A 20777-nucleotide genomic window follows, 5' to 3' on the forward strand; every position below is an offset into this window, starting at 1 on the left:
ATCTTTCTGTTTACAGTAGAAGAACGACCGAGCTTGCAGGGACCGCGATGCAGAGAGCAGGTTTTTCTCCCGACCGGCTCGCACGCTTGACTGAGGCCATGCAGGCCTATGTCGAGCGCGGCGACGTGGCGGGTGTCGTGACGCTGGCGTGGCGTCGCGACGAGATTGCGCAATTCGATGCGCTTGGTCTGCGAGACGAAGCGGACCGGCTGCCGATGGAGCGCGACACGCTGTTCCGGATCGCCTCGATGACGAAACCGGTCACGAGCGCCGCAGCGATGATGCTGATCGAAGCGGACCAGCTGGCGCTCGACGCGCCCGTGAGCCGGTGGCTACCGGAACTCGCGACACTGCGCGTGCTGCGCGATCCAGCAGGCTCCCTCGATACCACCGACCCGTTGCGTGAGCCCATCACGGTGCTCGATCTGCTGACGCATCGTGCGGGTTTCGCGTATCACTTCACTTCGACGGGACCGCTTGCCGAGGCCTATGCCAAAGCGTTCAACGGAGTCGACTCGGGGGCCGGCTCCAACGGATGGCTCGCGCGCGTCGCGTCGTTGCCGCTGATGTTTCAGCCCGGTACGCGCTGGCACTACAGCGTCGCTACCGACGTACTCGGCGTCCTCGTCGAGCGCGTGAGCGGTCTGTCGCTCGGTGACTTCTTCCGCACGCGCATCTTCGAGCCGTTAGGCATGCGCGATACCGCGTTCTCGATTGCGGGCACGCAGCTCGAGCGGCTCAGCACAGCATGGCGCTTCGATTCGCCGAGCCGGCGCCGCGTCGTCGAAGAGCGCGCGGCGGGTAGTCGCTGGGCCAATGCAGCGCGTTTCCAGAGCGGCGGTGGTGGGCTCGTCTCGACGGCCCACGACTATCTACAGTTTGCCCGGCTGCTGCTCGGACGCGGGCGCGTCGACGATACGCGGCTGTTGTCGCACCGCTCGGTCGACCTGATGCGCAGCAACTTCCTGACCCGCGAACAGCGGCGCATGCCGGCCATCGGTCCGATTACGTGGGCGGGGCAGGGCTTCGGGCTCGGCTTGTCGGTGGTCGACGATCCGGCGCAACAGTTGCCGCTCGGCTACCGGTCGACGGGTTCGTTTGGCTGGCCTGGCGCATTCGGCACGAGCTGGTTTGCCGATCCCGTGGAGCAGATGATCGGCATCATGCTGATCCAGCTTCGTACCGACGGACCATTTCCGATGGCGAACGAATACGAGCGCCGCCTGTACGACGCAATCGACGATTGAATGTGCAGTGATGTGGTGTGGTGTGGCGTTACGGGGACACTGGCACGTAACGCACGACTGACTGACCTTTAGCACTTGGGGCGAAACCGGACCTATCCGGCACTTTTTCGATCTGTTAGGGTCACACTCCCCGTTGCCCTAACACCAATTGGAGACTGCTGTCATGGCCACCTATAAGCAACTGACTGCTCAACTCGAAAAGCTTCATAAGGAGGTGGCCGTCGCGCGCGATAAAGAAGTGGCACAGGCGATCGCCGACATCAGACAGCAGATCGCCGAATACGGGATCACGGCGGAAGAACTCGGCTTCTCGAGCAAACGCGCTCCCGGTGCACGCAAGGCGCCACTGCCGCCGCGCTATCGCAACCCCAAGACTGATGAAACATGGAGCGGTCGCGGCCGCACCCCAGGCTGGCTCGTGGGCAAGAACCGCGATCGCTTCCTGATCGAAGACTGAAGCGGGCGGCGTTTTCGCCGCACGACAGAAGCGTCCGACGGCCGATGCATCCACGCGATGCATCGGCCGTCTGCTTTGCGCAGCGATAGCGCGCTGCGTGATGACGATGTCGCGGTGACGCGTCACGTGTCGTTTTTCGCACCGTTGAGCAATTCCCGAAAACGCTCACCTTTGACCGATCTCGCGTGGGTGATGGAGTGGTTCGGCGGAGGGTGCCCGCGCGCGAGGGCGCCGAGTCGAGGCGATGTCGATTCGGACATCCATTCGATGCGGATGAGTGCTCGAACCTCGTAGTGAAGTCACTTGCGTCGTCTAGGTAGATCGGCTGGACAGCCTTATCTGACAAGGCTTTGCGGCGCTCAAGGAAGCTCGCATAAACGATTCGCAAACATACCGGACGCGCTGCATACGCATGCGGACGCGGCTATCAAAGCACGTGCCACGCACGCTGCGTACGGTGCAAACCAAAGACGATCTCCGCTCACGTCTAACGTGTGAACAGCACCAGAATTCGCCCCTCCTGAAAACGCTCACCTTTGGGCCGATCGAGACCTGCAGCACGCGCCTGGGACAAACCCGGAAATGAGCGCGCCTCATACCCCGCATCAAAAAACATCGATTCACCGCCGTTCGTCGCGGCCCGCACAATCGCGCCATTCACTCAACCGCTGACGGAACGACCATGAGCGCCACGACGGACAAACAACTTTATATCGGCGAAGGATTCGAAGGACCGGGCGTCAATCTCGCCCACATCAACGTGCTGGTCGGCCCGCGCAACGGCCCGGCAGGCCAGGCGTTCGCGACCGCGCTCGCGACACCGAGCACGGGCCACGCGCCGTTCGTCGTGATCGCGCGCCCCGGCATCCCGACCAAGCCGCTGACGCTGTATGTGAACAAGGCGCAGATCGATGGCGAGTTCCACGGCAATGCGACGTGGGGTGCATCGCAGGCCGGGATCGCGAAGGCCGTGGCCGAGTCGCTGGAGAACGGCACGCTGCCGCCCGAGGCGGAGAACGACTGGGTGGTGGTGTCGGCGAACTGGGTCAACCCGAAGACCGACGATCTCGATGCCGTGTTCGAAAACAACTACCGCGCCTGCAAGAACGCAATCGTGGCGGCGATGAAGGGCTTGCCGCATCGCGACGAAGTGTTTGCCGCCGCGCGCGAGGTATCGAATCCGTTCTATACGCCGAAGCAACGCTGAGCGTAGCGCTCCACTCGGCGCCGCTAAAAAAATCTGGAGACAGTTTCATGGAATACACCCGCCTCGGCCAGTCCGGCCTGAAAGTTTCGCGTCTGTGCCTCGGCACGATGAACATGGGCACGCCGCAATGGAAGCCGTGGATCTTCGATGAAGCGCAAAGCGAACCCATCGTGCGTCACGCGCTGGATGCCGGCGTGAACTTCATCGATCTCGCCGATTTCTATTCGACCGGTGTCGGCGAGGAAGTCGTCGGTCGGATTCTGAAGCGCGCTACGCGTCGCGAAGAGATCGTCGTGGCGACCAAGGTCGGCTACGACATGGGCAGCTACCAGAACGCGGGCGGCCATTCGCGCAAGCACATCATGGACGGCATCGACGGGTCGTTGAAACGCCTCGACATGGACTACGTCGATATCTTCATGCTGCATTTCTTCGACGTGAATACGCCAGTCGAAGAAACGATGGGCGCGCTAAACGACATCGTGCGTGCAGGCAAGGCGCGCTACCTCGGCGTGTCGACGATGTACACGTGGCAGTTCGCAAAGATCATGCAGGTCTGCGAACGCAACGGCTGGCATAAGCCGATCAATATGCAATTGCAGCTGAACCTCGCCTACCGCGAGGAAGAGCGCGAAATGATTCCGTACTGCAAAGACCAGGGGGTGGGCGTCTCGGTGTTCAGTCCGCTCGCACGCGGTTTTCTGACCAGCGATCCGACTTCGACACGCAACCAGACCGACTTCTTCACTGCGCAGATGTACGGCGACGCAACGACGCGCGAGATTGCCGCATCGGTGGCACGCGTCGCGGCGCGCCGTGGCGTGACGCCCGCGCAGATTGCGCAGGCGTGGGTACTCAACCACGGCGGCGTATCGAGCATGCTGGTTGGCGCGGATTCGGCTGCGCAGTTCGATAGCGCGCTGGCCGCGCTCGAGACGAAGCTCGACGCCGACGAACTGTTCGAACTCGAACGCAACTACACCCCGTGCGATCTGATCAACGATTACACGGCCGGCCGGCGCATCGCACGCGAACCGCGGGCCGCCGAGGGCGTGTTCGCCGAAACATTCGGCAAGGCAGCGTGAGGCACACATGAGCGAATTTCTCCGGACAGGGCATTACATCGGCGGCGAGTGGTATCAAAGCGAAAGCACGTATGCGGTGCTCAACCCGGCAACCGGCGATGTGATCGCGCAGGTCGCGAAGGCAGGTGCCGACGAAACCGCGCAGGCGATTACCGCAGCCGAGCGGGCATTTCCCGCCTGGCGCGCGCTGACCGCGAAAGAGCGCAGTGCACGCGTGAAACGCTGGGGCGAACTGATGCTCGAGCATCGCGAAGCGCTTGCCGAACTGCTGACACGCGAACAAGGCAAACCGCTCGCCGAAGCGCGCGGCGAAGTTGCGTACGCGGCGAGCTTCTTCGAATGGTTTGCGGAAGAAGCGAAGCGCAGCTACGGCGACGTGATTCCGAGCCCGAAGCCTGGCTCGAAGATCATCGTGACGCGCGAGCCGGTCGGTGTCGTGGCAGCGATCACGCCGTGGAACTTCCCGCTCGCGATGATCACGCGCAAGGCCGGTCCCGCGCTTGCCGCAGGTTGCACGATGGTGCTCAAGCCGTCCGAAGAAACGCCGCTCTCCGCGCTCGCGCTGGCTGTGCTGGCGGAACAGGCCGGCATTCCGGCTGGCGTGTTCAACATCGTCTCCGGCGATGCGGTTGCGATCGGCAACGTGCTGACGGCTTCGCCGGTCGTGCGCAAGCTGTCGTTCACCGGTTCGACGCGGGTCGGCAAGCTGCTCGCGAAGCAATCGGCGGACACGCTGAAGAAGCTGTCGCTCGAACTCGGCGGCAATGCGCCGTTTATCGTGTTCGACGACGCCGATCTCGATGCGGCCGTGCAAGGTGCGATTGCCTCGAAGTTTCGCAACACCGGGCAGACCTGTGTGTGCGTGAACCGCTTCTATGTGCAGGACGGTATCTACGACGCGTTCACCGAAGCGTTGACGCGGGCTGTGCGGACGATGCGCGTCGGTAATGCGCTCGAAGGCGACGTCGAGCAGGGGCCGCTCATCAACGAGGCAGCGCTGCGTAAAGTCGAGAGCCACGTCGCCGATGCCTTGCAGAAAGGCGCGACCGCGTTGACCGGCGGCAAGCGTCATGCGCTCGGCGGTACGTTCTATGAGCCTACGGTGTTGAGCGGCGCGACGCGCGCGATGCAGATCGCCGAAGAAGAAACCTTCGGGCCGGTCGCCGCGTGCTTCCGCTTCAAGACCGAAACCGAAGCGATCGCCGCAGCCAACGACACGCCATTCGGTCTGTCCGCCTATTTCTACACACGCGATCTCGGCCGCGCCTGGCGCGTCGCGGACGCGCTCGAAAGCGGCATGGTCGGCATCAACGAAGGGATCATCTCGACCGAGGTGGCGCCGTTCGGCGGTGTCAAGCAGTCGGGTCTCGGCCGCGAAGGATCGAAGTACGGCCTCGATGAATACGTCGAACTGAAGTACATGATGATGGCGGGCCTTGGCGGTTGAATCGCGCAGTACCAGGCAGCAGGGGCAGTAAGGGCAGCACCACTACTAGAAGACAGGAGACAGCGTGAGCATCCATCACGACATGCAGGCCGCGCCGCTCGGGCGCACGCCCGGTGCAGCGCGCACAGCGTCAGGAATGGCACCAGCGGCGCCGAGCGCTGCACGCGCTAGCGTCCCGCTCGACGACGTGCCGCTCAACCGGTTTCACGTGAAGATCGCGGGCCTGACGTTCGGCGCGCACTTCACCGAGGGCTACGCGCTTGGCACGATCGGCTATGCGCTCGCCTCGCTGAACCGGCAGATGCCGCTCGACGCGTTCTGGATGGGCATGATCGGCAGCTCGGCGCTGATGGGGATTTTTCTCGGCAGTCTCGTGTTCGGCTGGTTATCGGATCGCATGGGGCGGCAGAAGATTTTTCTGCTGAGCTTCCTGATCATCACGCTCGCGGCGTTCGGACAGTTCTATGTCAGCTCGCCGCTGATGTTGTGCGCGTTGCGTGTCGTCATCGGCTTCGGCATGGGCGGCGATTTTGCCGTCGGCCACGCGATCCTTGCGGAGTTCTCGCCGCGCAGGCATCGCGGCGCGTTGCTCGGTTCGTTCAGCGTGATCTGGACGGTCGGTTATGTCGCGGCGAACGTGCTGGGCATGTTGTACGGCGATGCCTCACCGGATGCGTGGCGCTGGCTGCTTGCGTCGGCGGGCGTGCCTGCACTGCTCGTCCTGGTGCTGCGAATCGGCACGCCCGAGTCGCCGCGCTGGTTGCTCGGCCAGGGGCGCGCAGCCGAAGCAAAGGCGATCGTGCTCAAGTACTTTGGACCGCACGTGACGCTCGAAGGCGGCGCGCACGATCACACAACACGCACGGCACGCGGCGGCTTCGCACGGCTCTTCACGCCGGAACTGATCCGTCGCACGTTCTTCAACTGCACGTTCTTCGTGTGCCTCGTGATCCCATACTTCGCGATCTACACGTTCCTGCCGACCATCCTCAAGGCGATCCACCTGAACGAAGGTTTCGGCGCCGATTTCCTGCTGAACGGTTTTCTCGTACTCGGCGCGGTGCTCGGCATCTGGCTCACGATCAAGCTGCCGCGCCGCGTGTTTCTGATCGGATCGTTCGCGGTGACCTGCCTGTCGCTGGTGGCACTGTCGTTGCTGCCCGACTCGGCGGCGCTCGCGATGATCTTTGCGTTCGCCGTGTTCACGCTGACGATGTCGGCGTTCTCGAACCTGGTCGGTGTGTTTCCGCCCGAGTGCTTTCCGACCGAGGTGCGGGCGTGCGGCGTGGGCCTGGCTATTGCCTGCAGCCGGCTCGGTTCCGCCGTCGGCACATTCCTGTTGCCGCTCGGCATTGCCCAGATCGGTTTTCACGCGACCATGTTCGCGCTCGCCGCGGTACTGCTCGTGGGTATGCTGGTGTCGATCGTCCTGGCACCGGAGACGCGCCACCTGACGCTGAACCAGGCGAGCGGCGAGTGAGGCTCTAAGGCTCCACGCAGCGGAAATTTTCCGCGCGATCGAGATTGCCGTGTCCGGTATAGCGCGGAAATGCGGGGTACCGGCACAGCGGCCGCGAGCGGCCGTTGGTGGCGCGGGCGAGATCGACGGCGACGAGCGTTTGCGGCGCGAGGCCGTGCGTGACCCAGTCGTCGAGCGCACCGAGCATATCGACCGATGGGATGAATACCCCGTTGCCGTGCTGGAAGCCGGGCACCATATAGAGACGCATGAACGAGTCGACCTGCGCGTCGCCGTAACGCGCGATCAATGCGCGATAGTACGCGATGGTCTGGTTCGGGCTGATGACTTCGTCGGCGAGACCCTGTAGCGTGATCAACTTGCCGCCATGCGCGATAAAGCGCGACATGTCCGGGTTCATCGCGCCGATCGTGCCCGACAGATCGACGAGCCGCGGCAGATAGCGCCCCGGGTGCTGGACATCGAACTGCATGGAACTGGCGGTGTCGTCGCGCGTGACGAAGTAGCGGATGTACGCGTCGCCCTGCGCGTAGAGATAGCCGTTCGAAAAGAACCCCGGCTCGGGCAGGCGTTCGGCTGAATGCGCGAGCCCGAGCATGCCGGTGAAGTGCGTCCCCTGGAACACGTTGTAGCCGCGATAGCGGGAGATGCCCCATGCGAGCGGGTAGGGCAACTGCAGCCCGTCGCGCAGTACCAGAAGCGTCTTGAGCTGCGCGTCGGTGAGACAGTTGTCGTCCTCGGCCTGGGCTTGTGGTGCGCAGCGTAGCGACTGGATCAGTTGCGGTTCGAGTGCGCGACAGGCGGCCACGTTGCTGACGATGCCGTCAGCGGCGCCGTCGAGCGCGTCGCATGCGGCCAGCGTGCGCCGATACATGAGATCGAGCAGCGCCGGCGGGATGAATCCACCTGGATTGCGATATTCGGCCTGGCCGACTTGCACGCCGAGCAGGCGCACACCGGAGAAATTCAGTGCCGGCGAGTTGGCGATCACGCCGTCGTAGTCGTCGGGAAAGCGCTGGATCACGGTGTAGCCTTCGCGGCCGCCCGTCGATCCACCGGCGAAGTACATCTTCTCGGGCAGCCGCCCGTAACTGCGTGCGATCAGCGCGAGTGCGACATCGTGGGTCTTCTTCAGATGCGCGTAGCCGAAATTGATGACCGCTTCGTCGACGAGGCCGAATGCGGCGAGGCCCGGATTGCCCACATGGCCCGAGTCGTCGCCGAAGGTCGCGTAGCCGCGCGCAAGCGGCGGTTGATCGGGCGAGAACGGCACAGTGCCGGTGCCGCTTACTACGACGCCGCTGTAGCCGCCGCCGCCAAACTGTAGCGCGCGGCCGTTCCAGCGGCGCGGCAGGTTCAGTTCGAAACGGATGTCGGGTGCGCTTGCCTTCAGCGGCTTGATGCTGCCTACTACGCGGCAGTATTCGCCATCGACATTGCCCGGCGCCGCGATTGCAATCATCGCCGCGCTGTCGATCTGCGCGCCGCGTGTCGGCAGGCCGATTTCGGAGGCGGGTAGCGCAAGCCCGGCGAGCTCGGTGCAACGCATCGGCACCGTGGGCGGCAGGCGCAACGGCGGGACCGGTGCTTTCTCCCCACCCGAACCAGGCGTGCCGCGGCCCATCGCGAGCGACGTCCACACGAGCGCGCCGACGGCGCAGGCGTTGCGGACCCGCGCCGTCATCCGATGCGTGCGCCTTGCACGGCCGCGCGCGTATGCGGACCGCGCCAGTCGCGCCAGGTTTTCGCGAGCGCGAGCATCGCGGCGATGGCGGCGAAATCGCCGGCGAGCGCCGCGAGGAAGCCCGCCAGACCGTGCCAGCCGTGCGGTGTGGCGGTATCGACGACAAGCGAAATCAGCGTGCCGCCGACAAAACACACGAGCCCCGTCCGGCCCACCGTGATCACGGCCGGCAGTCGCTGCGCGAGCCGTGCGACCGCGCCGCGCGCGACGCAGTACGCGGCGAGCCACGCGATGGCGCCGAAATTGAGGACCCTCACCAACGATAGATGCTGCTTCATGGCACCCGGCAACGGTTGAACGAGAACGAACAGCTTGACTACTGCGAAGGCAACGACGGCGGCGAATGCAATACGTGTGAGCCACTGGCCCGCAGGCGATGTCATCCGCACCGCTGAAACCGGATGCAGACGGCACACCATGCCGAGCACGAACATCAACTGCCAGGCAAACGGATTGAAAGCCCAGTCGCCGACGTCGTCCATGCTGAACGCCGACGCGAGCAGCGGCGCGAACCACCAGATGCCGATGCTGCACGCGAGCGCCGCGACCGCCGAACGGCGCGCGAGCGGTACCGCCAGCGGCACGAACAGCGCAAATATGACATACATCGGCAGCACGCTCGACAGATACGGCTGCCGGCGCAGCGTGAGGATATCGAATGCCGTGCGTATCGGATGCGCCGCGAACGGCTGCCAGCCGCTCAGATCGAGCATCGGGTGATTCAGGCGTAACAGCGCGAGAATCGCGCCTGACAGCAGCGTAAGAATCGCGGTGAGCAGGTACGCACGATAGATTTCCCAGCAGCGCCGGAAGAAGCGCGTTCGCGCAGCGGCTGCGCCACTGCGTTCAAGCACGGCCATATAAGCAGCCGCCGACGCGTAGCCGCCCAGAAACACGAACACTTCCGCCGAGTCGCACAGCGCGTACGCATGCAACATTACGTGCGACAACACGCTGCCCGGTATGTGATCCAGCACGATGACGATCAGCACGATACCGCGAAAGAAATCGACCTCGATTGAACGCCGTTGGCGTGATTCCATTGGATTCTCGCTGGCTGACAGGGAAGCAGAAATGCAGCGCGCTGGCCGTCGCGCATAACCGGTACGAACACCGTGCGCCGGGAATGTTCCCGTGCGCGAAATCATTGTGCGCTCCGACCCGAACCTGCTGCAGCGAGCGCGGCAGTTCGCATACGGTTGTGTAAGACAGCGTGTTTTCGCGCGGGCAAATCGCAGGCAAGGCTGTATATAAACGTAAGTGAGCGCGATTCCCGTCTCGGTGGGCACGGGTTGTAGGGTCTGTATCCACCGGGTGCATTTCGAGCCTCTCCCGTCCGCGACGTGTATCATTCGTCCCGGCGCTGTTCTGTGCTGGCGTTTCCAGCATTTCTTACCGCTCGTGCTATTTCCGTTACGACGCATCACGACCTGTCGGACGGTGTCGCGCATGACGCGGGCCGATCCGGACCCTTCCGCAGTCATCGCCGCCGCGCTCGCCACGTTTGCCCAATTCACCGCCGCACGTGGGTCCGGCCAGATTCCTGTTTGCGTTTTTGAACGCTTTTCGTCTCTTTTAGACGCGCAGCGCTATTCGATCCGCCGCCCGACCTCTCGTTAAGCCAGCTCCGATGCCAGTTTCAGAACTCAACCGTCGCCGCACCTTTGCGGTCATTTCCCACCCGGACGCGGGCAAGACCACGCTGACCGAAAAACTGCTGCTGTTCTCGGGCGCGATCCAGATCGCGGGCACCGTGAAGGGCCGCAAGAGTAGCCGCTATGCGACCTCCGACTGGATGGAGATCGAGAAGCAGCGCGGCATTTCGGTGGCGAGCTCGGTGATGCAGTTCGAATACGGCGACGCGGTGATCAACCTGCTCGATACGCCGGGCCACGAGGACTTTTCCGAAGACACGTACCGCGTGCTGACGGCAGTCGATGCGGCCGTGATGGTGATCGACGGTGCGAACGGTGTCGAAGCGCAGACGCTGAAGCTGCTCGAGGTGTGCCGCAGCCGCAAGACGCCGATCGTGACGTTCATCAACAAGCTCGACCGCGAAGTGCGCGAGCCGCTCGATCTGCTCGACGAAATCGAACAGCATCTCGGCGTGGCGGCGGTGCCGTTCACGTGGCCAATTGGCATGGGCAAGGAATTCCAGGGTGTCTACGACATCCAGCGCGACCAGGTGCGTTTGTTCCGCGCGGGGCAGGACAAGGCGGGCGGCGCTGTCGAAACGCTGCACGCGTTGAGCAACGCGGACGGCGAAGCGCGTTTCGGCCATTCGTGGATCAAGGCGAAGGAAGAGATCGATCTGATTACCGGCGCGACGCCGACCTTCGATCGCGCGGCGTTTCTCGCTGGCCAGCAGTCGCCGGTGCTGTTCGGCTCGGCGATCAACAACTTTGGCGTGAAAGAAATTCTCGATGCGCTCGTCGACCTCGCACCGCCGCCGTCCGCACGGATGGCCGTGCAGCGCGCAGTCGAACCCGACGAGCCGAAGTTCACCGGTGTCGTGTTCAAGGTGCAGGCGAATATGGATCTCGCGCACCGCGACCGCGTGGCGTTTATTCGTGTGTGCTCGGGGCACTTCGAGCGCGGTATGGCGCTGAAGGTGACGCGTTCGGGCAAAACGTTCCGCGCGAATAATGTGGTGAGCTTTCTGTCGCAGCGTCGCGAGACGGTGGCCGAAGCGTATCCGGGCGACATCATCGGTATTCCCAATCACGGCACGCTCAGTCTCGGCGATACGTTGACTGAAGGCGAAGACCTGCAGTTCGTCGGGCTACCGTTCTTTGCGCCGGAAATTTTCCAGACGATCGAAGTGGTCGACCCGATGCGCGCGAAGCAGCTTGGCGAAGCGCTGAAGCAGCTGGGCGAGGAAGGGGCGATCCAGGTGTTTCGTCCGGTGATGGGCGGCGCGATGATTCTTGGCGCGGTTGGGCAGCTCCAGTTCGAAGTGGTGTCGCACCGGTTGTCGACGGAATACAAGGTCGACGTGCGGATCATGCCCGCGCGCTACCGCATGTCGCGCTGGGTGACCTGCGACGATGCCGCAGAACTGCGGCGTTTCACCGATTCATACTCGGCGCGGATTGCGCTCGATGCATCGAATGCGCCGACCTATCTCGCGTCGCATATCTCCGAGATCGAAGTTGCGCAGAAGGCGTGGCCGAAGATCGTGTTCAACGAGCTGCGCGAGCATTCGGGGGCGCCGTTCAGGAAGGCGCTGTGAATACGCGGTGTGTGGCCTTGCAATAAGCCCACACACCCGCACTCAGTGCACTAGCGGCAGTTCAATTACCGCTGGTTCGTCCGGAAGTAGCCGGCTGCGCAGTCAACTCCGAGCCTTGTTCTTCATCGCCCGGGCGGTTTCTCGCGGTCCGCTCCGCGTGCACGTGTGCCGCAGCCGCGAAGGACGTGCCCCATCCGGCCCATGCGGTAAGGAGCGCGGGGTAATGCACAAGCGACGACGCAACATGGGCCGTGTTCGGATCGGAAATAGCATTCGCGGTGACGCCGGCGACCGTGCCTGGCACCGTCAGAACACCAGTGAGGGACGCTGTCGACGCGATAAGCGCCGGGTCGGTGACAGCACGTTTGAGGCCTTCCGGAAACTTCGTCACTGCATTCACCACGTGCGTACCTGCGCCGACCACAGCCTTGCCTGCGTAGGCGAGGTTGGACTGCTGCGCCGCGCGGACGCATTCCCCGAGGTTGTCCCGCGCGAGGAAATACGGCAACCCGGTACGGCCGAGCTGTTCGTCCAGCGAGTGACCGATGAAGGTTGCGGTGACGCCTGACGCGATGTTCGTCACGGGAGCCATGGCCGTCTCGATCGCGGCCGCCGCCTCTGCGCCCTTCGTATAGGTGACCGCCGCCATCACGCTGCCGCGCACCACATAGCCTGCGGCAAAGCCGCCGACCCAGGCCTTGTTGGTTTCGTTAATGGACTCGCCGAGGCTCGGCGGATTGAAGTTGCGCAGAAACTCCGGCAGATGGTCTGCTGCGGGACGCTTGTAGTAGGCGTCCTTGAACGTTGCTTCCTTGGCGGGTGTTGCGATCGCATCCGACGCTCCCGCGAGGAAGCCACTCGCCGCGCCTTGCAGCACATTGGTGTCTACCGCCGTGCCGACTGTCATCTCGGTTGACAGTGGGCCGTACGAAAACGCGAGACCTGGCCCGTTGAAATGCAAACCGCCTACGGTCCCCTGGGCGACGCGCATCAGATTGTCGGAGCGATTCACCGTGCGCATGAGGTTGATGAGGTCCCGCTTTCCGCGAATGCCGCATTCCTCGAGGACGGTACTCTGGTCGTTGACGAACGTTTCGAATGCGCCGCGGGATGGGAATTGCTCTCGCAGTGGCAGAAGCATGTGGCGCACGCCTCCACGCAGATCTTCCGGTAACGCGTTCTTCAGATAAGAGATATCGTTGACGTTACGGTGCATCTGTATCGTTTCTGCGTGCGTCGGTCCGGGAGATGCGGAGCGCTGGAGCGGCGACGAAGGGCGCGATGCGTCGTTGCGCGTGCCCGGCGCAGGCGCTTCGGAAGACGAGCTCGTAGCGCTGCCCCCGGCCACTTCCGCGGCGTCGGCGTCTCTTGCGACCTCATCGACAATTCCCGCAGCCACATCGTCCACGGCCTGCTGGATTTCGTTGACTGTCGCTTCCAACTGCTCCGGCGTAACGGGGTTTTCGACGGGCGCCACGCTGCCGGTCTCGTCGAGCGCGGCTGTTTTCCCGATCTTCTGGCTTCCGGCTACTGAACCGGCGCGCGATGCGCCACTGGCGGCGGAAGTCGAACCGGCTTTCGATGCCGGTTGTGGCGGCGAATCGGCGCGCGACCGACCTGTTCCTGGGCCGCCAAGCGGGCCGATCATGCGCTGCGGCCGCAATTGCGTGAGCAGCAGGTCGGCGGCGGGCAATGCGGTGTGATCGACCGGCGACGAGCGGCCTGATGCGTTGTCGGACGAACCGGGTTCGTCCCCGCGCTCGTCGTCGCCGAGCTGGCTCAGGCCTTCCTCGTCGGGAACGCCGACCGGCAGGTTCACGAGGTTGTTGATCGATGCGCGGCTGTCGGAAGACGACGATCTTGAACCGGTCTGTAGCACCCGCGTGGGCAGTGGCCGCGACGAAAAGTCCCTGTGCCTGAGCGTCGTGGATTGCGGATTCGTTGTGCTGCCAGTGGTGGTCGACTGATCGGGGCGTGGAGGCGGACTCATGTTCTCCAGCGGATGACCGGCGCGTGGGGATTGAGTCTCCGGCGCGGTGTCGTATTCGCTTGGCACCTGGACTTCTCGCGCTGACGTATAAGCGGAGTCCCCGCTGACCGGGCTTGAGCTTCGGGAGATATTGGTCATGATTCCATCTTCACAGGAAATTGAACGACATGACCCATCGTAGGTTTTTCCGCGAGCAACCGATAAAACCAGGCGAAGCAACCGCCCATAAAACGAATCCGACTCACCCCATCTTCAGCACCTCTTCCCGCATCCACCCCGCCAGCGCCTGTACATGTTCGAGCGTCGCATGCCGCGGCGCGATATCGAGCCAGTACCCATAGGGCCCCGTCACTTCAACGTCCGACATCCGCGCAAGACTGCCCTCCGCGAGTTCTTCGACGATCATGTTGCGGTCGACGACCGCCAGTCCCGCGCCCTTGCGCGCCGCGTGAATTGCCTGCTCGAGCGTCGAAAACTCGATGCCGTTCTCGGCATGATGCGCAGGCAGTCCAGCCGCGGCGAGCCAGCTCGGCCACAACTCGAGGCGCGCATCGTTGTGCAGCACATGCAGGGCGGGAAGACGCGCCAGCAGCGCGTCGAGCGATTCGCTCGCGAAACGCGGCGCACCGACCAGCGTGTGTCGTTCGATCATCAGCAGTTCGGATTGCGCGCCGGGCAGTGCCGCGTTGCCGAAGCGGATGTTGCAGTGGCAGTCGTCGCTCGGCCCCGTACGCACCGACAGTTCGACGTCCGGCAACTCGACGGCCAGCGAGCCTAAGCGCGGCGAAAACCATTGGGTCGCGAAGGTTGGCGGCACGGACAGCACGAGCCGTCGACGGCCCGTGGCGGAGGCGACCTGGCGCGCGCCGCGCTCGATCGTATCGAATGCATCGGTCACGCACGGCAGCAACTGCATGCCGGCAGCCGTCAGGCGAATGCCCTTGTGGTCGCGCTCGAACAGCTTGGCGCCCAGCGATTCCTCGAGAATCCTGATCTGGCGGCTCACTGCCCCCTGGGTCACGCACAGCGCCGCTGCGGCGCGGTTAAAGCTCATATGGCGAGCGGTCTCTTCGAAGAAACGCAACGCAATCAGCGATGGCAAGCGTCGCATACGGGGTCCTTCTGTCTCGATGGTTGTCGGGCGAGGGGCCGCCTCGCCGTTCGCAGTTTCTGCGGTTATTCATGTCGTTGGTCGCACGGCGCCGGTTCGCGTCTGCCGTATGGATGTGGCGCTCTTCACCGGACGCCATCCGGAAACCCGCCCATGCTCCGCCCGCATCTTACTGCGGTTAGAGGCGGCTTCGTGTGCCTTGCAGTATTGTCGGCGCGTTGAATTCGTCGCATCGGGCGGCGCGTTTCCACGCGACTTCGCCTATCCTGATGACGTGCGCGGCTGCCTGCCGCCCATCGCGCACCCACCCAACTGCGGAGCCCCCTGTGACCGTTCGCAATCTCGACGCGCTGTTTCGCCCGCAATCGGTTGCCGTGATCGGCGCGTCGCAGCGGCCCGGCAGCGTCGGCGCGATGGTCTGGACACGCTTGCTGCAAGGCGGCTTCAAGGGGCCGCTGTGGCCGGTCAATCCGAAGCTCGATACGCTCGATGGCTATCCGGTTGCCGCCGACGCCGGCGATCTGCCCGACGCGCCAACCGTCGCGTTGCTGTGCACGCCGCCCGCGACGTGGCCCGGCATCGTGCACCGGCTGGGCGGTCTCGGCACGCGGGCGGCGATCATCGTCGGCGAAGCGCGTAGCGAAGCCGATCGCCGCGCCGTGCAGGACACGCTCGCGGCTGCCCGGCCGCATCTGCTGCGTATCGTCGGGCCGGGCAGCCTCGGCGTTATCACTCCCGCGCTGCGCGCGCATCTCGGCGCGCCGTCGTGCACGGTGCCCGCCGGTGGCGTTGCATGGGTGTCGCAATCGAATGCGCTGACGAATGCGGTGCTCGGCTGGGCGCACGCGCGTGGACTCGGCTTCTCGCATGCGGTGGCGCTCGGCGGCGAGGCCGACGTCGATGCCGGCGACGTACTCGACTATCTGGCGAGCGACCCGGGCACCCGGGCGATCCTGCTGGAACTCGACACCGTGCGCGCGGCGCGCAAGTTCATGTCGGCGGCTCGCGCGGCCGCGCGCAACAAGCCGGTGCTCGCGCTACGCAGCGGCCGCGCCGATCCCGCTGACGCGCTGTACACCGCCGCGTTCCGCCGTGCCGGGATGGTGCGCGTCGACGCACTCGACGATCTGCTCGATGAAATCGAAACGCTCGGTGTGGGCCGCGTCGCGGCGAGCGACACGGCCACGCTGATTACCAGCGACCGCGGCGTCGCGACGCTCGCATGCGATGCGTTCGGTGCGGCCGGCGACACGCTCGCGCACTGGCCCCAGCCGACCACCGATGCGCTTGCGCGAGCCCTGCCGCACGTCGCCGCGGGCAACCCGCTCGTGCTCGGCGACGACGCGCGTCCCGAACACTTCGGCGCCGCGTTGCAGGCGCTCGCCGAACATCGAGCGAGCGGCACCGCCTTCGTCGTGCACGCATCGACGCACAGCGCACCGGCCGCCGATGTCGCGCGCGTGCTGATTGCTCATCAGCGTTACGCGTATCGCGGCTTGCTCGCGTGTTTCTTCGGCGGCCTTGATGCGGCGACGCGCGATGCGCTGCACGCGCAGGGCATCCCGGTGCACACCACGCCGCAGCGACTCGCGCGCGCGTTCGCGCGGCTCGTCGATTACCGGTTGGGCCGGGAACTGCTGATGCAGACGCCGGAGGGTTCGCCCGCGCAATTACCCGCCGAGATCGACGCAGCGCAGGCCGAAGCACGCGCCGCGCTCGCCCAAGGCGCCACGCAACTGAGCGGAGCCGTGGCCGCGCGTTTTTTCGGTCACTTCGGTTTAACGGTCGACGAACAGCGGACCGATGACACAGCCATCGTCGATGTCGCCGTCGAACTGCACGACGACGACAACTTCGGCCCGGTGTTCCGCTTTACGACTCCGTCACCGGACGGCGTTGCGGCGCCGATGCGCGTGTACGGGTTGCCGCCGTTCAATCCGACGCTGGCCCGCGACATTACCGCCAATTCGCCATACGCGCGGCGCGTTGCACCCGAGCCGACGCTTGCCGCGCTGACGGCGTTGTCGCAGACCGTCTGCGAGATAAAGGAGGTTGTCGGGCTTACGCTTACGCTGCGCGTATTGAAAGACCGCACGACGCTCGTGGCACCGGTCGTGCGCGTTGCAACGACGCGCAGCCGGCTCGCGATCATGCCGTACCCGCGGCGCTTCGAAACGACGCTCGACTGGCACGGCCTGCGCGTGACGGTGCGGCCGATTCGCCCGGAAGACGAAGCCGCGCATCGTGCGTTCGTTGGCTCGATGACACGAGATGATCTGCGGTTGCGCTTCTTCGGATCGGTGGGTAGCTTCGATCACACGCAGCTCGCGCGCATGACGCAGATCGACTACGACCGCGAGATGGCGCTGATCGCCACCATTACCAACGACGACGGCACCGCAAGCACGCTCGGCGTGGTGCGCGCCGTCGCCGATCCGGACAACGAGACCGCCGAGTTCGCGCTCGCCATCCGCTCCGACCTGAAAGGCAAGCGGCTCGGACGGCTGCTGATGGAGAAGATCATCGCGTACGTGCGGGCACGCGGCACGCACTGGCTGGTCGGCGAGGTGCTGCGCGAGAACGCCGCGATGATCGCGCTCGCGACGCACTGCGGCTTCACGATGACCACGACCGAAGACCCGGGCGTCGTCGGCTTTCGCATGGCGCTCGATGCGCCTGCTCAGCCTTGACACTCGGGGCGCTTAAACGACTGGAAACTGCTTAAGCCGATTTAAAACCGCTTAAGCCGCAAGCTTCGCCGCCGCGTCCTCGACCTGACCACGCGACACCGCCAGCTCGTCGAGCCACGAGTCCGCGTAAACCGCACCCGTTTCACGCTCGAGCCGCGCGATCGTCGCCGCACAGCGGGCAGCGTCTTTAGGCGTCGAGATGAAGCTCTTGACCGACTGCCCCGCCTTGAACGCATCGAACAGCGGATCGCGCACTTCGTCGGGCAGACTACGGGTCCACTGGTACGGCTTGCCGTTGAACGTGATCGACGGTGGCAGCACGCGTTCTTTTTTCGTCGCGGGAATCAGGCCGTAGGTCCGCGCAGCGTCGCCGATCTGATCGGGCGAGAAGAGTTCGTCGGGCGTGATGGCGAATTGCTCGATGTAGGTTTCGATGGCCTGCATCGCGGCGGCGCGGTCGTCGCGTTTTTGCTGCGCGCGCGCGACGATATCGCGCAGTTCGTCGGCCTCGGCGGCGCTGATCGTGAAGTTGGCCTGCTTCTGCTGAAGCTCGGAAAAGCGCTGGAATTCGGAATCGGTCAGAAGTTTCGCCATGACGTGTCGTGAAGGAGGAGAAGGAGCGCGCATCGCGTGCGGTGGGTCCGGAAGGGCCGCTATTCTAGCGTCATGCGCGATGCGGTTCCAGTCGTTCGAGCAAATTGTGCGGCAGGCTATGTGCTGCAAGTCTTTTCCGTATCGACGACAATGACGTCCTGCTTCGAAAGTTCTTGCCGCGCATCATCAATCTCCTTGTGGAAATCGCCATGACCTCCTCGTCTTCCTCGTCCTCTTCCACCACGCACGCGATTGTCACGGGCCACACGCGCGGACTCGGCGCTGCGCTGGCCGCGCAATTGCTCACGCGTGGTATCGCGGTGCTCGGCGTGTCCCGTGGCGGCAATGCCGCGCTCGCGGAGCGCTTCGGCAGTCTGTATGAGGAAGTCGCGCTCGATCTCGCCGACTCCGATGCAACCGCGCAATGGCTCGCGAGCGATGCGTTGCAACGCTTTGTCGGCGGTGCGGAGCGCGTGGTGCTGTTCAACAATGCGGGTGTCGTCGAGCCGGTCGGACCGGTCGAAGGCCAGGATATCGCGGCGATCGTGCGTGCCGTGAGCGTGAACGTCGCTGCACCGTTGATGTTCGCGAGTGCGCTGGCTGCCGCGAGCGCCACGGCAACGGACCGGCGCATCGTGCATATTTCGAGCGGCGCGGCGCGCAATGCGCTTGCGGGCTGGAGCATCTATTGCGCGACGAAGGCCGCGCTCGATCATCACGCGCGCGCGGTTGCACTCGACAAGAACCGTGCGCTGCGTATCTGCAGCGTGGCGCCAGGCGTCGTCGATACCGACATGCAGGCGGCGATCCGCAATGTGGATATCGAACGTTTCCCGCAACGCGAGCGCTTCGACGAACTGAAGCGCAGCGGCAAACTCACGACACCGGACGATGCCGCCCGGCAACTGCTCGACTATGCGTTGAGTGACGGCTTCGGCAGTGTGCCGACTGCGGATGTGCGGGAACTGCCGCCGCAGTGAGGCCGCTTGCTAGGCGTCGTTCAGACTCTTGGTCATGAACATGCGACGTGTGCCCGGCGGATTGCTGGCGATATCACCGAACGCACGCCAGCCGTACCGTGCGTAGAAGTCGGGTGCCTGGAAGCTGATCGTGTAGAGGAAGCCTGTATGGCAGCCGCGCCGGCGGCCTTCTTCTTCGGCCCGAGCGAGCAGCGTGCTGCCGATGCCCGAGCCGCGCAACGCCGGCGGCAGATAGAACAGATCGATGAACAGCACGCCGAGCGACGTGCGGCCCGTGATGCCACCCACTTCGCCGGTAGTTGGGTCGGTGACCCGCACGGTCAACGGCCGCTTGTCGTCGATACCCGTGGTGTCGATATTGAAACGGTCGAGCCCTTCGCCGAGCAGTGCGTCGAATTCGGCATCATAGGTATCGGCAACGGCAACGAGAGGGGCGGTCATGATCTACAGGATCCGGTGAGTTAAGGGCAGCGTGTCGACGCTTCCGGACCTAAGCAGATGGCAACCTTCAAGCCTCCGCTTCGCGGAACATCGACAGCCCCTCGATCATCTCACGCAGCAACACCGCTGCGGCTTCGATGGTCGGCGCAGCGTACTCGTCGATACGCCGCAGATAAGGACAGGTCAGCACCGCAATCGCCTGTCCCGACGGCCCGAGTATCGGGAACGTCACGTCGGTGACTCCGAAGGTCTGCTGGCTGTCCTTCTGCCAGAAACCCGCCTGATGGATCTTGGCGCATGTGGCATCGAGCGCGGCGCGATCGATCGTCACTTCGCCCTTCACCTTCGTATGTTCGGCGAGCATCTGTTCGCGCTGTTCGTCGCTCTGGAACGCGAGCATCACCCGCCCCGAACCGGTATCGATCAGCCCCACACGCGAGCCGAGCCGCACCGACATCCCCCACGAACCGGGCCCATCCACCTGCGCGATGACAAGCAGATTGCCGCGGTCGTAGACGACCAGGTGGCACGACTGTTCGGCGATGTCGGCGAAGCGCTGCATGCGCGGTAACGCTTCGGCGATGAGCCGGCTCATCGGCGGATGGCGATGAGCGAGCGCGTAGAGCTTCAGGCTCAGCGAGTAGCGGTCACCCGATGCCGAGCGCACCACATACTGTCGCGCGACCAGCCGCTCGAGCATCCGGTAGATCTCGCTGGCATTGCGATTGAGCAACTTGGTGATTTCCGCGCGCGTGAGCCCGTCGCGCTGCTCGGCGAGCAATTCGAGAATGTCGAGACCTTTGTCGAGCGCGGGAGCACGATAACGGTCGGCGTCGTCTTTTTCTTCTTGATCCATCGTGAGTCGGTGTTCGATTGCGGTTTTCGTAAGTGGCGCGTGAGTGTAGAGCGTCGCGCGCCGGCCAAGGTGCATACAGTATCAGCAAGCAGGCCAGGGAAAACACGGACGTTTGCAATGCTCACTTCACTTGACTTCAAAAAGTCCGCATATGAATAATACGTTCATTGGTGAATTGATGCTCGCCAATTTAACAACAACACGCAGGACGATGCA

At 64.2% G+C, this 20777-nt stretch carries 17 protein-coding genes; 10 read left to right on the forward strand and 7 right to left on the reverse strand.

Annotated elements, in window-relative coordinates:
• The first annotated feature begins 47 nt into the window (after positions 1 to 47).
• The 6 genes from FNZ07_RS05655 to FNZ07_RS05680 all read left to right on the forward strand — a co-directional run bounded on the left by FNZ07_RS05655 (position 48) and on the right by FNZ07_RS05680 (position 6923).
• Positions 48 to 1247, forward strand: a complete 1200-nt coding sequence (locus FNZ07_RS05655) for a serine hydrolase domain-containing protein (RefSeq protein ID WP_091012316.1) — start codon at positions 48 to 50, stop codon at positions 1245 to 1247.
• 163 nt (positions 1248 to 1410) lie between these two features.
• The gene (locus FNZ07_RS05660; RefSeq protein ID WP_091012318.1) at positions 1411 to 1704 is read left to right on the forward strand and encodes an H-NS histone family protein; all 294 of its coding nucleotides are present in this window, start codon (positions 1411 to 1413) and stop codon (positions 1702 to 1704) included.
• Between the two features lie 682 nt (positions 1705 to 2386).
• Positions 2387 to 2911 carry a formaldehyde-activating enzyme gene (gene fae / locus FNZ07_RS05665; RefSeq protein ID WP_091012320.1) on the forward strand — a complete coding sequence of 175 codons (525 nt, stop codon included), beginning with the start codon at positions 2387 to 2389 and terminating at the stop codon, positions 2909 to 2911.
• Positions 2912 to 2958: 47 nt separating this feature from the next.
• On the forward strand, positions 2959 to 3996 hold the full coding sequence (locus FNZ07_RS05670; protein WP_091012323.1) for an aldo/keto reductase: 1038 nt from the start codon (positions 2959 to 2961) through the stop codon (positions 3994 to 3996).
• Between the two features lie 7 nt (positions 3997 to 4003).
• The gene (locus tag FNZ07_RS05675) at positions 4004 to 5443 is read left to right on the forward strand and encodes an NAD-dependent succinate-semialdehyde dehydrogenase (RefSeq protein ID WP_091012325.1); all 1440 of its coding nucleotides are present in this window, start codon (positions 4004 to 4006) and stop codon (positions 5441 to 5443) included.
• Positions 5444 to 5525: 82 nt separating this feature from the next.
• Entirely contained in the window at positions 5526 to 6923 is a 1398-nt protein-coding gene (locus FNZ07_RS05680; RefSeq protein ID WP_091012328.1) for an MFS transporter, read from the forward strand.
• 4 nt (positions 6924 to 6927) lie between these two features.
• On the opposite strand, the gene FNZ07_RS05685 is transcribed toward FNZ07_RS05680, so the two are convergent.
• Both FNZ07_RS05685 and FNZ07_RS05690 read right to left on the reverse strand, forming a co-directional pair.
• Entirely contained in the window at positions 6928 to 8607 is a 1680-nt protein-coding gene (locus tag FNZ07_RS05685; RefSeq protein ID WP_091012330.1) for a tannase/feruloyl esterase family alpha/beta hydrolase, read from the reverse strand.
• The gene (locus FNZ07_RS05690; protein WP_091012332.1) at positions 8604 to 9710 is read right to left on the reverse strand and encodes an OpgC domain-containing protein; all 1107 of its coding nucleotides are present in this window, start codon (positions 9708 to 9710) and stop codon (positions 8604 to 8606) included. Before FNZ07_RS05690 ends, FNZ07_RS05685 begins: the two co-directional genes overlap by 4 nt.
• 406 nt (positions 9711 to 10116) lie before the next feature.
• On the opposite strand from FNZ07_RS05690, the gene FNZ07_RS33545 reads away from it, so the two are divergent.
• Both FNZ07_RS33545 and FNZ07_RS05695 read left to right on the forward strand, forming a co-directional pair.
• Positions 10117 to 10287, forward strand: a complete 171-nt coding sequence (locus FNZ07_RS33545; protein ID WP_170275670.1) for a hypothetical protein — start codon at positions 10117 to 10119, stop codon at positions 10285 to 10287.
• A gap of 10 nt (positions 10288 to 10297) precedes the next feature.
• Positions 10298 to 11899: a peptide chain release factor 3 gene (locus tag FNZ07_RS05695; RefSeq protein ID WP_091012334.1), complete on the forward strand. Its 1602-nt coding sequence runs from the start codon at positions 10298 to 10300 to the stop codon at positions 11897 to 11899.
• 61 nt (positions 11900 to 11960) lie between these two features.
• Here the strand turns inward: FNZ07_RS05695 and FNZ07_RS05700 are convergent, their stop codons facing one another.
• Together FNZ07_RS05700 and FNZ07_RS05705 are read right to left on the reverse strand one after the other, a co-directional pair.
• A complete protein-coding gene (locus FNZ07_RS05700) occupies positions 11961 to 13889 on the reverse strand; it encodes a hypothetical protein (protein ID WP_143098074.1) in 1929 nt (642 codons plus the stop codon).
• 241 nt (positions 13890 to 14130) lie between these two features.
• Positions 14131 to 15000: a LysR family transcriptional regulator gene (locus FNZ07_RS05705; RefSeq protein ID WP_091012339.1), complete on the reverse strand. Its 870-nt coding sequence runs from the start codon at positions 14998 to 15000 to the stop codon at positions 14131 to 14133.
• Between the two features lie 326 nt (positions 15001 to 15326).
• Here FNZ07_RS05705 and FNZ07_RS05710 point away from each other — a divergent pair, with 326 nt between their 5' ends.
• Complete coding sequence (locus FNZ07_RS05710) at positions 15327 to 17690, forward strand: GNAT family N-acetyltransferase (RefSeq protein ID WP_091012341.1); 2364 nt, start codon at positions 15327 to 15329, stop codon at positions 17688 to 17690.
• A 51-nt stretch (positions 17691 to 17741) separates the two neighbouring features.
• Here the strand turns inward: FNZ07_RS05710 and FNZ07_RS05715 are convergent, their stop codons facing one another.
• Positions 17742 to 18284 (reverse strand): hypothetical protein, encoded by a 543-nt coding sequence (locus FNZ07_RS05715; protein ID WP_091012344.1) that lies wholly within the window; start codon positions 18282 to 18284, stop codon positions 17742 to 17744.
• 209 nt (positions 18285 to 18493) lie between these two features.
• Here FNZ07_RS05715 and FNZ07_RS05720 point away from each other — a divergent pair, with 209 nt between their 5' ends.
• On the forward strand, positions 18494 to 19264 hold the full coding sequence (locus FNZ07_RS05720) for an SDR family oxidoreductase (protein ID WP_091012857.1): 771 nt from the start codon (positions 18494 to 18496) through the stop codon (positions 19262 to 19264).
• A 9-nt stretch (positions 19265 to 19273) separates the two neighbouring features.
• Here FNZ07_RS05720 and FNZ07_RS05725 read toward each other — a convergent pair whose 3' ends face one another.
• Both FNZ07_RS05725 and FNZ07_RS05730 read right to left on the reverse strand, forming a co-directional pair.
• Complete coding sequence (locus FNZ07_RS05725; RefSeq protein WP_091012346.1) at positions 19274 to 19705, reverse strand: GNAT family N-acetyltransferase; 432 nt, start codon at positions 19703 to 19705, stop codon at positions 19274 to 19276.
• Positions 19706 to 19772: 67 nt separating this feature from the next.
• The gene (locus FNZ07_RS05730; protein ID WP_091012349.1) at positions 19773 to 20561 is read right to left on the reverse strand and encodes an IclR family transcriptional regulator; all 789 of its coding nucleotides are present in this window, start codon (positions 20559 to 20561) and stop codon (positions 19773 to 19775) included.
• Positions 20562 to 20777: the final 216 nt, after the last annotated feature.

It is taken from the genome of Paraburkholderia megapolitana, assembly GCF_007556815.1.
GTDB classification, from domain to species: domain Bacteria; phylum Pseudomonadota; class Gammaproteobacteria; order Burkholderiales; family Burkholderiaceae; genus Paraburkholderia; species Paraburkholderia megapolitana.